Raw genomic sequence first — 15849 nt, 5'->3', positions numbered from 1 at the left:
ACACATGGCAATATTAGCTTTTCAACGACCCGACAAAGTAATCATGCAGAAGGCAACCGACTTCCAGGGAACTTTCGAGTTTCGTCCTCTGGAACCGGGTTTCGGCGTCACAATCGGGAATGCCCTGCGCAGAATATTATTATCTTCACTGGAAGGGTATGCCATTACTTCAGTAAAGTTGGCCGGTGTATCGCATGAGTTCTCCACCATAAAGGGAATAGTAGAAGACGTTACCGAGATCGTTCTTAATCTGAAACAGGTTCGTTTTAAGAAAACGGGCGAAGTAGGCGAGAACGAGAAAATATTTGTGCTGATCAACGGACAGGAAACGTTTTCCGCAGGTGATATCGGGAAATTCTCCAGCAACTTCACCGTGCTGAACCCTGATCTGGTTATCTGCAACATGAACAAGGACGTAACGCTTGAGGTGGAGCTTACTGTCAGCAAAGGACGCGGTTATGTACCGGCTGATGAAAATAAGCAGCCCGATGCGGTGCTGGGAGTGATCCCGATCGATTCTATCTTTACGCCTATCAAAAACGTAAAGTACACGATCGAAAACTACCGTGTTGAACAGAAGACGGACTACGAAAAGCTTATATTCGATATTACTACGGACGGTTCCATTCATCCGGAAGACGCCCTGAAGGATGCCGCCAAAATTCTGATCCAGCATTTCATGCTCTTCTCTGACGAGCGCATCATGCTGGAAACCCAGACGAAGGAGCTTACCCAGGAGGTGGATGAAGAGATCCTTCATATGCGCAAGATCCTGAAAACGGAGCTGACGGATCTCGATCTTTCAGTACGCGCTCTTAACTGCCTGAAGGCCGCCGATATTAAAACGCTTGCCGACCTGGTGCAGTACGATGTTGCTGATATGCTTAAATTCCGCAACTTTGGTAAAAAATCACTTGCTGAAATACAGGAGCTTGTAAAATCGAAAGGGCTTACCTTTGGTATGAACCTGTCCAAGTACAAGCTGGACGAGGAATAAACAGAATTAACAATGAGACACGGAAAGAAAATAAATCACCTGGGCAGAACGGATACGCACCGTAAGGCTATGCTGGCAAACATGGCTTCTTCCCTCATCATGCATAAGCGCATTAACACTACGGTTGCTAAAGCCAAAGCGCTGAGGGTATATGTGGAGCCCCTCCTCACAAAAGCAAAAAGCGATACTACGCATTCCCGCCGTACGGTGTTCACTTATCTTCAGAATAAGGAATCCGTTACAGAGCTGTTCCGGGAAGTGGCTGTGAAAATTGCAGACCGTCCGGGAGGATATACACGGATTATTAAAACAGGTACCCGCCTGGGTGATAACGCGGAAATGTGCTTCATCGAGCTGGTTGACTACAACGAACTTTACGGCCAGGGCAAAGGTGAAGAGAAGAAAGAAAAGACAACCCGCCGCGGAAGAGGCAGGGGTAAGAAAGGCGCTGCCGCCGCAGGTAAAACTGCGGAAGAAGCACCGGCCGCCGCTGCAGCTGAAGTAAAAGAGGAATCCGCTCCCGCAAAAGAATCCGCTCCCGCAAAAGAAGCTGCTCCCGCTAAGGAAGCCGCTCCCGCAAAAGAAGCGAAAGCCGCTAAGGAAGCAGCCGCTCCCGCTGCAGAAGCTGCCGCTGAACCGGCTGCTGAAACCGCCGCCGCTCCTGCTGAAGAAGCGTCTTCTGACACAGCTCCCGGCGATGCGCCTGCTGCGGATGAAACCTCTTCAGACGAGGAAAAGAAAAGCTGACATTTTATATAATTCATATAGGAAAAACCGGTACTCCAGAAGGCCGGTTTTTTTTTGCAGCGGGTTTTCTGCCATTTTGACGGCAGTTTCTGTCATTTCAGGGCTGGGAGGCTCCTTGGCACAGCCCTTGTTGCTCTAATTGTGTTTCAAGAAAAATTAAGCATTATGTCAAAGATAATTGGAATAGATTTAGGTACCACCAATTCTTGTGTGGCGGTAATGGAAGGTAATGAGCCGGTGGTCATTACCAATAGCGAAGGTAAGCGGACCACTCCTTCAATTGTGGCTTTTGTGGAAGGTGGTGAAAGAAAAGTAGGCGACCCGGCCAAGCGGCAGGCGATCACCAACCCCCAGAAGACCATTTCTTCTATCAAACGCTTCATGGGGAACAGTTACGATGAAGTACAAAAGGAAATAGCACGTGTACCCTATAAAGTGGTAAAGGGCGATAATAATACCCCGCGTGTGGACATCGATGGCCGTCTGTACACTCCTCAGGAAATTTCCGCGATGGTGCTTCAGAAAATGAAGAAGACTGCCGAGGATTTCCTCGGACAGGAAGTAACCGAGGCGGTTATTACTGTGCCTGCCTACTTTAACGACGCGCAGCGCCAGGCAACAAAAGAAGCCGGGGAAATTGCCGGCTTAAACGTACGGCGTATCATTAACGAGCCTACAGCTGCCGCTCTTTCTTACGGGCTGGACAAACGAAACAAAGATATGAAGATCGCCGTATTTGACTGCGGCGGCGGAACACATGACGTATCAATACTGGAACTCGGCGAAGGCGTTTTCGAGGTGAAGTCAACCGACGGCGATACGCACCTTGGCGGTGACGATTTTGACCAGGTAATCATTGACTGGATGGCAGAAGAATTCCAGAAAGATGAAGGCATTGACCTGCGGCAGGACCCCATGGCCCTGCAACGTCTGAAAGAAGCTGCGGAAAAAGCGAAGATCGAGCTTTCCAGCACAACGTCCACGGAGATTAACCTGCCCTATATCATGCCTGTGAACGGGATTCCCAAGCATCTTGTACGCACCCTTTCCAGGGCGAAGTTCGAGCAACTGGCAGACTCCCTGGTTCAACGGACAATCGACCCCTGCAGATCTGCATTGAAAAATGCCGGCCTCACGATAAAGGACATTGACGAGATTATCCTTGTGGGTGGATCAACCCGTATCCCTGCGGTGCAGCAGGCCGTAGAAAAATTCTTCGGAAAGGCGCCTTCCAAAGGTGTCAACCCCGACGAAGTAGTGGCAATCGGCGCGGCCATTCAGGGCGGTGTACTTTCCGGCGACGTAAAGGATGTGCTGTTGCTGGATGTTACCCCGCTTTCACTGGGTATCGAAACCCTTGGCGGCGTGTTCACCAGGCTGATCGAAGCCAATACGACCATCCCTACCAAGCGCAGTGAAGTGTTTTCCACTGCTTCGGACAGCCAGCCGAGCGTAGAGATCCACGTTTTACAGGGTGAACGCCAGATGGCTGCCCAAAACCGCACAATCGGACGTTTCCATCTCGATGGCATCCCGCCGGCTCCCAGGGGAGTACCCCAGGTAGAAGTGACGTTTGACATTGATGCGAACGGTATCCTGCACGTGAGCGCCAAAGATAAAGGCACCGGCAAAGAACAGAAGATCCGCATCGAAGCTTCTTCCGGCTTGAGCGATGAAGAAATAAAGAAAATGAAGGAAGAGGCGGAACAGAATGCGGAAGCCGATAAAAAGGCTCGTGAAGAAGTAGAGAAGGTCAATGCGGCCGATGCGCTGATCTTTTCCACTGAAAAACAGCTGAAAGAATACGGCGATAAGCTTCCGGCCGATAAAAAGTCGACGATTGAAGCAGCCCTGGGTTCCCTGAAGGACGCTCATTCCAAAAGGGACTTTGCCGCAATCGAGACAGCCACCGCCAGCCTTACAGAAGCCTGGAACGCAGCTTCGGAAGAACTTTACAAAGCCAGCCAGGCGGAAGGCGGCTCAGCTGCTGATGCCGGCGCGGGAGCCGGGGAACCTGGCGGAGAAGCTTCTTCGGATGACAAAGACGTCAAAGATGTCGATTTTGAAGAAGTAAAAGACGACGATAAAAAATAAGCGCTCACGCTATTTTCGGAAATAATTAAAGGGGATGCATTGCGTCCCCTTTTTCTTTTTTTAATCAGCAAGGAAGAAACCCCTATGTTTTTCCTGAAATCTTGTAACTTTCCTTCCTCAAAATCTAACAAAAATTAAAACATATGTGTGGAATCGTAGCCTATATTGGGGACAGGGATGCCTATCCCATTCTTATTAAAGGATTAAAGCGACTGGAATACAGGGGGTACGACAGCGCCGGTGTTGCCTTGCTGGACGGCAATGACTTGCGGGTTTACCGAAAAAAAGGAAAGGTAAGCGACCTGGAAGCGCATACCGAAGGGAAATCGAAGGAAGGCAAAATCGGGATCGGGCATACCCGCTGGGCCACACACGGCGCTCCCACCGATGCGAACGCGCACCCGCATACTTCGGGAGATGGCCGGCTGGCGATCATCCACAACGGAATTATCGAGAACTACGCTTCGCTGAAAAAAGAACTTATAAGTAAGGGGCACTCCTTTGAAAGCGAAACAGATACGGAAGTGCTGGGGCATTTTATCGAAGAGATCAGGAAAAGCAATCAGTGTTCCCTGGAAGAAGCGGTCCGCATAGCACTAAAGCGGGTAGTTGGCGCCTATGTAATAGTGATCGCCTCAAAGGATGATCCCGGCACGCTCATCGCTGCGCGAAAGGGAAGCCCCCTGGTTATTGGTGTGGGGAGGGACGAGCATTTCCTGGCTTCGGACGCGACTCCCATCGTGGAATATACCAAGAAAGTCATTTACGTGAACGATCATGAGATCGCGATTATCCGCAAGGATGAACTGGTGCTTAAAAACCTGACAAACGAAGAGCAAACTCCTTATATTCATACCCTTGACGTGGAATTGGAAGCCATTGAAAAAGGAGGCTATGACCACTTCATGATCAAGGAGATCCACGAACAGCCCAATACCATCCGCGACTGCCTGCGGGGCCGGCTGGATGTGGAGGCGGGCAGGATCACGCTGGGCGGCATCCGGGAATACGCGGCCAACCTGAATAATACCGACCGCATCGTATTTGTAGCCTGCGGCACCTCCTGGCATGCAGGGCTGGTTGCCGAATATGTATTTGAAGAATTGTGCAGGGTTCCCGTGGAAGTTGAATATGCTTCCGAATTCCGTTACCGCAACCCGGTTATCCGGGAAGGAGATGTGATCTTCGCCGTATCTCAAAGCGGTGAAACGGCCGACACCCTGGTAGCCATTGAAGGTGCGAAAGAAAAGGGCGCCATTATTTTCGGCATTTGCAACGTGGTAGGATCTTCCATCCCCCGGGCTTCGCATGAAGGGGTTTATACCCATGCCGGGCCGGAGATAGGTGTGGCCAGCACCAAGGCCTTTACCGCTCAGCTGACGGTGCTGACCCTGATCGCCCTGAAGTCGGCCCATGAAAGAGGCACGATAGACGATAAGCGCTTCCGGGAATTACTCGCCGAACTGTACCGCATCCCGGAGAAAGTGAAGCAAGCGCTCGATATGGATGAACATATCCGCAAAATAGCCGGGAAATATAAGGATGCTCATAGCTTCCTGTTCCTGGGAAGAAGGTATGGTTTCCCCGTTGCCCTTGAGGGAGCCCTAAAGCTGAAGGAGATCTCCTATATTCATGCCGAAGGTTACCCGGCGGCCGAAATGAAACACGGTCATATTGCCCTCGTGGACGAAAATCTGCCTTCGGTTTTTATAGCCACCAGGGACAGCTCCTATGAAAAGATCGTCTCCAATATCCAGGAGATCAAGGCCCGCGGCGGAAAAGTGATCGCTGTCGTCAGCGAAGGGGATGACGTGATCCCTCAAATGGCCGACGACGTCATTGAGGTTCCTGAAACCGATGAATTACTGATGCCCATGGTATCCGTGATCCCACTCCAGCTGCTCTCTTACCATATTGGGACCATGAAGGGCTATAATGTGGATCAGCCGCGGAACCTGGCTAAATCGGTAACTGTTGAATAGCGGGTTGCTTCGCAACGGTTCGAAGTTTAAAGTTCAAGGTTCAAGGTTTAAAGTTTAAAGTTCAAGGTTCAAAGTTCCAAATTCAAAGTTCCAAGTTTAAGGTTTAAAGTTCCAAGTTCAAGGTTCCAAGTTCAAGGTTAACGGTATTCTAGTTGAGCTTTGAACCTCACACCAGAAAAAAGAAAGCATGAACAGGATTGTAAAAAAGCCAATAGATAAGCTGGGTTACGGTTTTATTGAAGGTGTTTACCTGCCGGAAAGCAAGGACGAATATTATTTGCGGGATGAACAGTTCCGTACGGATAAAAAATACCGGAAACTGAAGGCCCATGAAATAGAAGTCCTGGTAAAGAATGAAAATACGTCCGATGACTGGAACATGATCCTCGTCACCGACAAGTTCAACGCCGGCTATGTGCAGGGATGTAATTTCTTCGGGAAGATCAGGATAGGAGACCTGGAGCCCTACCTGCTCGAATATCATGAAATACAGCACCCCGTGGGGCTTTATAACAGCACCATTATTTCCTGCGATTTCGGGGATAACGTGGTGGTGGACAATGTGAATCATCTTTCCCATTACCAGGTGGGAAATGAATGTATGCTGATGAACATCAATGAAATGGCCACCAGCAATCATGCAAAATTCGGGAGTGGAATTCTGAAAGAAGGTGAAGAGGAGAAAGTGCGCATCTGGCTGGAGCTGTGTAACGAGAACGGCGGCCGCCGCATTCTGCCCTTTGAAGGCATGCTGGCCGGCGACGCCTTCCTCTGGACAAAATACCGGGATGACCAGCAGCTTATGGAAAGCTTTAAAAAGCTGGTAGACGAGAAGAATGATTCCAGGAGAGGTTTTTATGGTACTGTTGGCGACCGTACGGTCATAAAAAACTGCAAGATCATCAAGGATGCGAAGATCGGTTCCGATGCCTATATCAAAGGGGCTAACAAACTGAAGAACCTTACCGTCCACAGCCTGCCGGATGCAGGGACCCAGATCGGCGAAGGTTGTGAGCTGGTGAACGGCATTATCAACCAGGGATGCCGCGTATTTTATGGCGTGAAAGCCGTCCGGTTTTTCATGGGCTCGCATTCGAATCTGAAATACGGCGCCCGCCTGATCAATTCCTACCTGGGGAATAATGCGACGGTCTCCTGCTGCGAAGTGCTGAACTCCCTGATTTACCCCGGTCATGAACAGCATCATAATAATTCCTTCCTCTGCGCCTCCAGAATCGAAGGACAATCCAATATGGCCGCCGGCGCTACCATAGGTTCCAATCATAATTCACGGGGGAACGATGGCGAAATTGTCGCCAGGCGCGGATTCTGGCCTGGCTTATGCGTAAGCCTGAAGCATAACAGCCGTTTTGCCTCCTACTGCCTGGTGAACAAAGGGAATTATCTCTACGAGATGGACATTCCCCTGCCCTTCACTTTTGTTTACAATGACGAATCCACGGCAAAGCTGTACCTGATGCCCGCCTATTGGTTCATGTACAATATATATGCCCTCGCCAGGAACGCATGGAAATACCGGACCCGTGATAAGCGGATCCATAAAAGACAGGAAATCGAGTACGATTACCTGGCGCCGGACACGGCCAATGAAATGATAACCGCAATGAGGCTGCTGGAAAAATGGGTGGGCCAGGCTTACCTTGAACAGCAAGGGAAGGCCGGCGGAACAGCCGGAACGCAAGCCGGCGAAACGGACGGAACGAAGCCCATTGATACAACCGGAACAAAGCCCGGCGAAACAGCCGCAACGCAAGGCAGCGAGCCGGATGAAGATCAGCTCAGGCAAATAGGAAAGGATCTGCTGCTCAACCAGGAAGAAACGGTTCGCGGGTTAACGATAAAGGCCAGGAACGTTGAGAATTCCCGGCGGGAAGTAATCGTGATCAAAGTCGGGCAGGCTTATCGCTGGTACGCAGAAATGCTTCATCATTACGGAGTCAGCACGCTTGTTCACCATTTTTCGGGGAAGGCGGCTGCGGACCTGCTCGCGCTCAGGGAGGACTTTCGCTTTAGCAGCAGGGGTAGTTGGGTCAATGTGGGCGGACAGCTGATCCATGAACAAGACCTGGAGCAGCTAAAGGACGATATTAAACAGGGCCGGATCAGTTCCTGGGACGAAATCCATGCGCGTTACCTGGAATTGGGAACGGCTTATCCCGCCGATAAGCTGAATCATGCCTGGCTGACCCTGCTGGAAGTGAACGGGGCCGGGGAGGAAGAACTTCTTTCTTTATGGCCCTCTTTCCTGGAACGCAGCGTGGAAACCATGGAGCGGCTCGCGGAGGGTGTCCATACTTCCCGGGAAAAGGACTACAGGAACCCCTTCCGGAAAATGCTCTACGAGAGTACTTCAGAAATGGAAGCCGTAATAGGAAAGCTGGAAGAAAATGACTTCGTTAAGCTGATGCAGGCCGAAGCTGCCGACTATCGCAAACAGGCGGATGAACTGCTCCAACGAAATAGTTACATTGGCCGGTAAACCCGGCTAAACCCCTTATTTCTGCCGCCTGCTGCCGCCTGCGGGAGCTTTCCTGTTCGCCGCAGCGCTTCGCTATGCAAGATAACAGACTTGTTACAGCCCTTCCATGTAACCTCTTATTACTTTTGCCCTCTAATTGCGATAGTGTCATATTAACACCATGAAAAAACTTCTTATTTTATTAACGGCTGTAATTGTTTCCTGCTCTGCCTGGGCGCAGGCGCAGGTAAGTGGAAAAATTACCGGTACCGTTACCGATTCTCTTTCGGGCCAGGGGCTCGCATTTGCATCCGTTTCCCTGCTCAATCCGCAGGGTAAAACTGTCAACGGGGCGTTAACCGATGATAATGGCAATTTTGTCATTGAGAACGTGCCGGCCGGCAGTTACCGGCTGCAGGCAGCTTTTGTAGGATACCTTACCAAAACAAGCCAGCTGCTGGAGTTGAAGCAAGGGCAGGCGGAGCTGAACGCCGGCGCACTGGCCATCGCTCCCGATGCGGAAGTGCTGGAAGGCGTGACCGTGGAAGGGCAAAAGGCCTTATATGAAAATAAGATCGACAAGCTGGTTTATAATGCGGAACGCGACGCTACCAATTCCGGCGGCAATGCAGGTGATGTGCTTCGCAAAGTTCCTATGGTGACGGTAGATTTGGAAGGAAGCGTGCAGCTCCGCGGCAGCGGCAACGTACGGGTGCTGATCAACGGCAAGCCTTCGAGCGTCATTGCTTCAAACGTGGAGGATGCACTGAAAATGATTCCCTCTGACGAAATAAAAAGCGTGGAGGTGATCACCAGCCCCTCCGCAAAGTACGATGCCGAAGGTACGGCGGGGATCATCAATATCATTACCAAGAAAAAAGGTATCCAGGGACTCAGCGGAAACGTAAACCTTTCGGCGGGTACCCGCAACAGCAATGCCGGACTGGATGTGAATTACCGGAAGAACAGGTTTGGCATCAATGCCGGCCTGGGCGGGAACCTCTTCAATTCAAACGGCTACCAAAGCAGCGAACGGATAAACAATGCCAGCGATGCCAACCGTTTCCTTTTGCAGGAAGGCAACAACGACATGAGCAATTCGGGCTTGCGCGGACAGTTCGGTATGGATTACGATATAGACACCACTAGTAATATCAGCACAAGCATACGCTTCAATGATTTCAGCCGCGATTTTGATAATTACCAGGGAACCATCATGATGAATGCCGGCGAAGTCCCGGTAAGCCAGTTTTCGCGGAATACTGACGGAAGCATGGACATGGAAGGCCTGGACTGGACCATGGATTACCGTAAAACGTTCAAGCGCCCGCAGCAGGAACTCACCGCTTCGGCCCAGTACAGCAAGGGAACCCGCGGTAACGGTTATGATTTGTTTCAGACCAATGAAGCCGGGGAGATCAACCTCAGGGAAAAGAGCTTCAATGATAACCTGAATAAGGAAACCACTTTCCAGGTAGATTATATTCATCCCTTTAAAAAAGAAGGAACGGTCCTGGAAGCAGGCGCAAAAAGTATTCTCCGGGATATCAGCAGCGATTACCAATTCAGCATCATGGATGAAAACGGGGCGTATATCCCCGACCCTTCGCGCTCCAATGTTTTTGATTATCGCCAGGATGTTTATGCAGCTTATACCACTTTCGCCTTTAAATTCGGAAAAAAATACGGCCTCAAGCTGGGCGCCCGCTGGGAACAAACCCAGATAGACGGGGACTTCGCCTCTACAGGTACCAGCTTCAGCAATACCTATGGCAACCTGATCCCGAGTATTACGCTTTCCCGGGAGCTGAAACCCGGTCAAACTATTAAAGCCAGTTACAGCCGGCGTATCCAGCGTCCCAGCCTCTGGTTCCTTAACCCCTATGTTGACCAGTCCGACTCCCTGAATGTCCGTTACGGGAACCCGGAACTCAAACCGGAACTGAGCAACTCCTACGAGCTTGGATGGAGTACCTTCTTTAAAAAGACCTCTTTGAACGCCTCCCTTTACTGGAGAAATACCAGTGATGTGATCGAAAGCGTGAGTACTATCGAGGAAGGCGTAACCAGCACTACGTTCAGTAACGTCTCCAGCAGTACCTCCGTGGGCCTTAATTTGTTCGGTTCCACCCAGATCACCCCAAAATGGACGGTCAGCGGCTCGGTGAACCTGTATGATTACCGGATCAAAAGCAACGTGGATAACCAGTACAGCAACGAAAGCTTCATGTATAACCTGAATATGAATTCCAACCTTTCTTTCGGAGAGGGCTTCAGCGCCAGCCTTTTTGCCATGTTCAATTCCCCCCGGACTACCTTACAGGGAACATCTTCATCCTGGTCAATGATGTCAGTAGGGCTTAAAAAGGAATTGTTCGACAAAAAAGCCAGTATCGGCATCAACGTGAACAACCCATATAAGAAACATCAGGAATTTAAAAGAGACCTTACCGGTGTGAATTTCACCCAGAACAGCGTCTTCGGCTTCGAGTTCCGCTCGGTAAGCCTTAATTTCAGCTATCGTTTCGGTAAAGTAGACTTTAAGCAGCAGCGCCGCCGCCGCGGAGGCATCGACAATAACGACCAGAAGCAGGGAGACGGGAACCAGATGGGCATGTAAGAACTCCCTGCCCGGCCGAAGTTAAGGCCTGGGTGAAGGAAAGATCAGTTTAAAGTATTGCCGGTAAATTCCAGGCTTGTACATGCTTTATGCCCTCGTTGGATGGAAGGGTGATATCGTCCAGGGAAATTACCAGCTTCTCGTAATTGTCCCGGATAGCTTTTAGCGGAGCATACTCGCGGTCAGCAGTTTGCATATCCGGCAAAAGATAAGCGCTTTGCAAATATATCAGGCGGTCTCCTTTAGTTGCTACGAAGTCTACTTCTTTAGCGCCAAGAGTACCCGTATATACCTGGTACCCGTTTCTTCTAAGTTCCAAATAGACAAGGTTTTCAAGCTTGTATCCTATGCCGTAACCAAAGCCGGAATAAAGATAATTTTTATAAGAAAGGTCATTTATGTAATACTTGCAATTACCGGTGAGTGTTTCCTTGCCTTTGATATTATAACGTGCGGCCTTGTGTATCAGGAATGTATCTGTAATATAACCGATATAGTTTGAAATCGTGTCGTATGATGTGTTCCGCTTATGGCTTTTAAAAAAGTTAACAATATTGGTTATCGAGACCAGGTTGGAAGCGTTGTTAACCAAATAGACAAAGATATCCTCGAGCAACCTGGGGTCCTTAATACTATGACGTTGTATGATATCGCGTAGTAATACGGTGTCCTTAATAGCTGCTATATAATTACGCCGGGTTTCCTCATTAGGTAACCCGAATAATTCGGGTAAAGCGCCGCCTTCCATATATTGCAGGAAACTTTGTTTTGAAATATCCACTTGCATCACTCCCGAATATTCAATGAAGCTGAATGGAAATATTTCAAATTGTACGTATCGCCCCGACAATAACGTAGCCAATTCTCCGGATGACATCTTTGAATTGGAGCCGCTGATAAAGATTTCATAAGGTTCGGCAAAATCCTGAGAGTGTGAATTTACAAAGTGTTCCCAGCCTTTTATATTTTGAATTTCATCGACGAAAAGGAACTTTTTTCCAGAGGCGCTTATCTTCTTTTTGTAAATATTCAATACCCCTTCAAGATCTTTATAGTCTGAAATAAAATCGAACTCTATGAATTCTTTGTTGATATAAAGGATATTCTTTGGGTTTACGCCATCATCAATCAAACGCTTAGCTATTTGCCGCAGGATATAGCTCTTTCCCACTCGCCGCTGCCCCACAAGAACTTTAATGAGTTTATTCCCCGTATAATCATAAATCTTTTCCGTATACCCGGTTCGTGGAAAACCGAGAGACGGAACGTTTCCATTCCAAAAATTAAACTTCTCTAAAGCCAATAATTTTTCGTCCATGTCTGAAAAGTGAAAACAAATGTAATAATTTTCGATCGTACACGAAAATTTATCCAATTTATGGCTGGTTACATATTACGGCGATACTGTCCGCCGACTTCGTAGAGAGCGGTCGAAATCTGGCCCAGGGAGCAAACTTTGCAGGCTTCCATCAGTTCTTCGAAGGTGTTGCGGTTCTGCAGGGCGGCTGACTTTAGCTTTTCCAGCTGCATGGGAGCCGCATGTTGGTTCCGGTGTTTAAATGCTTCCAGGGCCTGGATCTGGAATTGCTTTTCGGGTTCCATTGCGCGGATCACTTCCCGGGGGAGGATAGTAGGGGAGCCCTGGCTGTTGAGAAAGGTGTTTACGCCGATGATCGGGTATTCCCCGCTGTGTTTCAGCGCTTCATAATGCAGGGATTCCTCCTGGATCTTGCCGCGCTGGTACATGGTTTCCATGGCGCCAAGGACACCGCCGCGTTCCGACAGGCGCTGAAATTCTTCATATACGGCGCTTTCCACCAGGTGACTAAGCTTTTCTATGATAAAGGCGCCCTGCAGCGGGTTTTCATTTTTTGCCAGGCCCAGTTCCCGGTTGATGATCAGCTGAATAGCCATTGCCCTGCGGACCGATTCTTCTGTCGGGGTGGTAATGGCTTCATCATAGGCATTGGTATGCAGGGAATTGCAGTTATCGTAGACCGCGTATAAAGCCTGTAATGTAGTACGAATATCGTTGAAATCAATTTCCTGTGCGTGCAGGGAGCGGCCGGAGGTCTGGATATGGTATTTGAGTTTCTGCGAGCGCTCATTTCCTTTGTATTTGTACTTCATGGCCTTTGCCCAGATGCGGCGGGCTACCCGGCCGATAACCGAATATTCCGGGTCAATTCCATTTGAGAAGAAAAAAGAAAGATTGGGAGCAAAATCATCAATGTGCATGCCCCTGCTGAGATAGTATTCCACGAAGGTGAACCCGTTGGCGAGGGTGAATGCCAGTTGGGTAATGGGGTTCGCACCCGCTTCGGCGATGTGATAGCCGGAAATGGAAACCGAATAGAAGTTCTTTACTTTATTACGGCTAAAATACTCCTGGATGTCGCCCATCATCCGCAGCGCGAACTCAGTAGAAAAGATGCAGGTGTTCTGTGCCTGGTCTTCTTTAAGGATATCGGCCTGGACGGTCCCCCGTACAGTGGAAAGCGTCTGTTCTTTTATATTTTGGTAAATGTCCTCCGGGAGTACCTGGTCACCGGTTACGCCCAGCAGCAGCAGGCCCAGCCCGTCATGCCCTTCAGGTAGCGTAGGATGATAAGCGGGGAGAAGAAGGCCCTTTTCTTCATAAATGCCGCGGATCTTTTCCCTGGCGCTTTCTTCTAGTCCATTTGCCAGAATGTATTTTTCGCACTGCTGGTCAATGGCGGTATTTAAAAAAAAGCCGAGCAGCATGGGTGCGGGGCCATTGATGGTCATGGAAACCGAAGTAGAGGGCTTGCACAAGTCAAAACCTGAGTAGAGCTTTTTGCAATCGTCCAGCGTAGCGACAGAAACTCCGGAATTACCTATTTTCCCATAAATATCCGGCCGCGGATGCGGATCTTCCCCATAAAGCGTCACCGAGTCGAAAGCGGTAGAAAGGCGCTGGGCCGGCTGTTCCAGCGCCAGGTAGTGAAAACGTTTATTGGTACGTTCCGGGCCTCCTTCTCCGGCAAACATGCGGGTGGGATCCTCGTTCTGGCGTTTCAGGGGAAATACGCCGGCGGTATAAGGAAATTCTCCCGGCAGGTTTTCAGTAAGCTGCCAGCGCAGCAAATCGCCCCAATCTCGATACTCCGGCAAAGCAATTTTCGGGATCCGGAGATTAGAGAGCGACAGGCTGCTGAGCGGCTGACGTATTTCTTTGCCGCGCACTTTATAGATCAGTTCGTCCGCAGCATATTTTTCCTGCATTGAAGGCCAGGATTCGATCAGTTTCCGGCATTCCGGGTGCAGTTTTTCGTTCAGGCGGCCGTAAAGCGCCGAAATTTCGGCATGCGCGTTTTCAGCTGGGTTTTCCGCCAGATTTTCCGCCGGTCTTTCCGCCAGATTTTCTGCCGGGCTTTCATTATCCTTCCGGTCGTTTTTTAACAGTTCCATAGCTCCGCTCAACTGGTACAGCTGCCGGGCAATAGCGCATTGTTCCTCTACCCACTGGTCATATTCCTTGTTGTTTTCCACGATCTCTGCCAGGTAGCGGCTGCATTGGGGCGGAATAACATAGATTTTTTTTGCGCCGCCCGGGTTTTTGGCCAACGCGGAGGTAAAGCGCAGGCCGCTTACGCTCCCGATCTTTTCCAGGATGGCGAGGTAAAGATTATTCATGCCCGGGTCGTTGAACTGGGAAGCAATGGTTCCGTAAACCGGAAGATCCTCCGTGGCGGCGTCCCACAAGCCGCGGTTGCGGACGTACTGCTTTTTTACGTCGCGGAGAGCATCATCAGCGCCCCTTTTGTCGAACTTGTTAATAGCCACGAGATCGGCGAAATCAAGCATGTCTATTTTTTCAAGCTGCGTAGCCGCCCCGAATTCCGGGGTCATTACATAAAGCGAGACATCGCAATGTTCCACGATCTGCGTATCCGACTGGCCGATACCGGAGGATTCTACAATGATGGTGTCGTATCCCGCGAGCTTACAAAGGTCAATGATCTCCTGTATATGCCGCGAAAGGGAAATATGGGACTCACGCGTGGCAAGCGATCGCATATATACCCTGGGGTTATCAATGGCGTTCATCCGGATGCGATCCCCGAGCAAGGCGCCGCCTGTTTTTCTTTTCGAGGGATCTACGGAAATAATGGCAATGGTCTTATCCGGGAAATCATTCAGATAACGCCGCACCAGCTCATCGGTCAGGGAAGATTTTCCGGCCCCGCCGGTGCCGGTAATGCCAATCACCGGGATTGTTTTTTTACCCGCATTGGGTGTGAGCCCGGCCGTCGGTTTCGTGCCTGCATCACCCGGTGTTCCTGTATTGCCCGGTGTTCCTGCATTACCCGGTGTTCCTGCATTACCCGGTGTTCCTGCGTGATCCCATTGATTTTCAATGGCGGTAATAAGCCGTGCGGTTTTACCGGGCTCCGCCGTTGAAAGATCTTCCGGTATTCTACTGTGTTTGCTTCCGGTATTATTGCTTCCGGTGTTTCTGCTTCCGGGAGGAAAATCACATTTGCGCAGCAGATCATCGATCATTCCCTGCAGGCCCATCTTCCGGCCGTCATCAGGAGAATAAATTCGGGTAATGCCGTATGCTTCCAACTCGGCTATTTCTTCGGGCAGGATGGTCCCTCCCCCTCCTCCAAAAACCAAAATATGGCCGGCGCCTTTTTCCCGGAGAAGGTCAAACAGGTATTTAAAGAATTCATTATGCCCGCCTTGGTAGGAAGTAATGGCAATGGCCTGCACGTCTTCCTGGACAGCGCAATTCACAATTTCCTCTACCGAGCGGTTATGGCCCAAGTGGATCACTTCCGCTCCGGAGGCCTGCAGGATCCGCCGCATAATATTGATTGCTACGTCGTGCCCGTCAAATAAGGACGCGGCGGTGACGATCCGTATTATATTTTTCGGCTTGTATATTTCCGGCTTCATGCTT

General features: G+C 50.0%; 8 protein-coding genes. 6 read left to right on the top strand and 2 right to left on the bottom strand.

Annotation, left to right across the window (positions count from 1 at the left end; translation table 11 throughout):
* Positions 1-4 precede the first annotated feature (4 nt).
* The 6 genes from FRZ59_RS17995 to FRZ59_RS17970 all read left to right on the top strand — a co-directional run bounded on the left by FRZ59_RS17995 (position 5) and on the right by FRZ59_RS17970 (position 10919).
* Positions 5-997 (top strand): DNA-directed RNA polymerase subunit alpha, encoded by a 993-nt coding sequence (locus tag FRZ59_RS17995; RefSeq protein WP_132130415.1) that lies wholly within the window; start codon positions 5-7, stop codon positions 995-997.
* 12 nt (positions 998-1009) lie between these two features.
* Positions 1010-1744 (top strand): 50S ribosomal protein L17, encoded by a 735-nt coding sequence (gene rplQ / locus FRZ59_RS17990; RefSeq protein WP_132130416.1) that lies wholly within the window; start codon positions 1010-1012, stop codon positions 1742-1744.
* A gap of 165 nt (positions 1745-1909) precedes the next feature.
* Positions 1910-3838: a molecular chaperone DnaK gene (gene dnaK / locus FRZ59_RS17985; RefSeq protein WP_132130417.1), complete on the top strand. Its 1929-nt coding sequence runs from the start codon at positions 1910-1912 to the stop codon at positions 3836-3838.
* 143 nt (positions 3839-3981) lie between these two features.
* Positions 3982-5820, top strand: coding sequence for a glutamine--fructose-6-phosphate transaminase (isomerizing) (gene glmS, locus FRZ59_RS17980; RefSeq protein ID WP_132130418.1), 1839 nt, complete (start codon positions 3982-3984; stop codon positions 5818-5820).
* 187 nt (positions 5821-6007) lie between these two features.
* Positions 6008-8320, top strand: coding sequence for a DUF4954 family protein (locus tag FRZ59_RS17975; RefSeq protein WP_132130419.1), 2313 nt, complete (start codon positions 6008-6010; stop codon positions 8318-8320).
* A gap of 160 nt (positions 8321-8480) precedes the next feature.
* A complete protein-coding gene (locus FRZ59_RS17970; RefSeq protein WP_132130420.1) occupies positions 8481-10919 on the top strand; it encodes a TonB-dependent receptor domain-containing protein in 2439 nt (812 codons plus the stop codon).
* A 49-nt stretch (positions 10920-10968) separates the two neighbouring features.
* Here FRZ59_RS17970 and FRZ59_RS17965 read toward each other — a convergent pair whose 3' ends face one another.
* Together FRZ59_RS17965 and FRZ59_RS17960 are read right to left on the bottom strand one after the other, a co-directional pair.
* A complete protein-coding gene (locus tag FRZ59_RS17965; RefSeq protein ID WP_132130439.1) occupies positions 10969-12237 on the bottom strand; it encodes an ATP-binding protein in 1269 nt (422 codons plus the stop codon).
* A gap of 68 nt (positions 12238-12305) precedes the next feature.
* Positions 12306-15845, bottom strand: coding sequence for a methylmalonyl-CoA mutase family protein (locus tag FRZ59_RS17960; RefSeq protein WP_132130421.1), 3540 nt, complete (start codon positions 15843-15845; stop codon positions 12306-12308).
* Between the last annotated feature and the right edge of the window lie 4 nt (positions 15846-15849).

It is taken from the genome of Anseongella ginsenosidimutans (assembly GCF_008033235.1).
Classification (GTDB): domain Bacteria; phylum Bacteroidota; class Bacteroidia; order Sphingobacteriales; family Sphingobacteriaceae; genus Anseongella; species Anseongella ginsenosidimutans.
The sequence above is the reverse complement of the archived record's forward strand: the minus strand, read 5'-3'. Positions and strand labels throughout refer to the sequence as shown.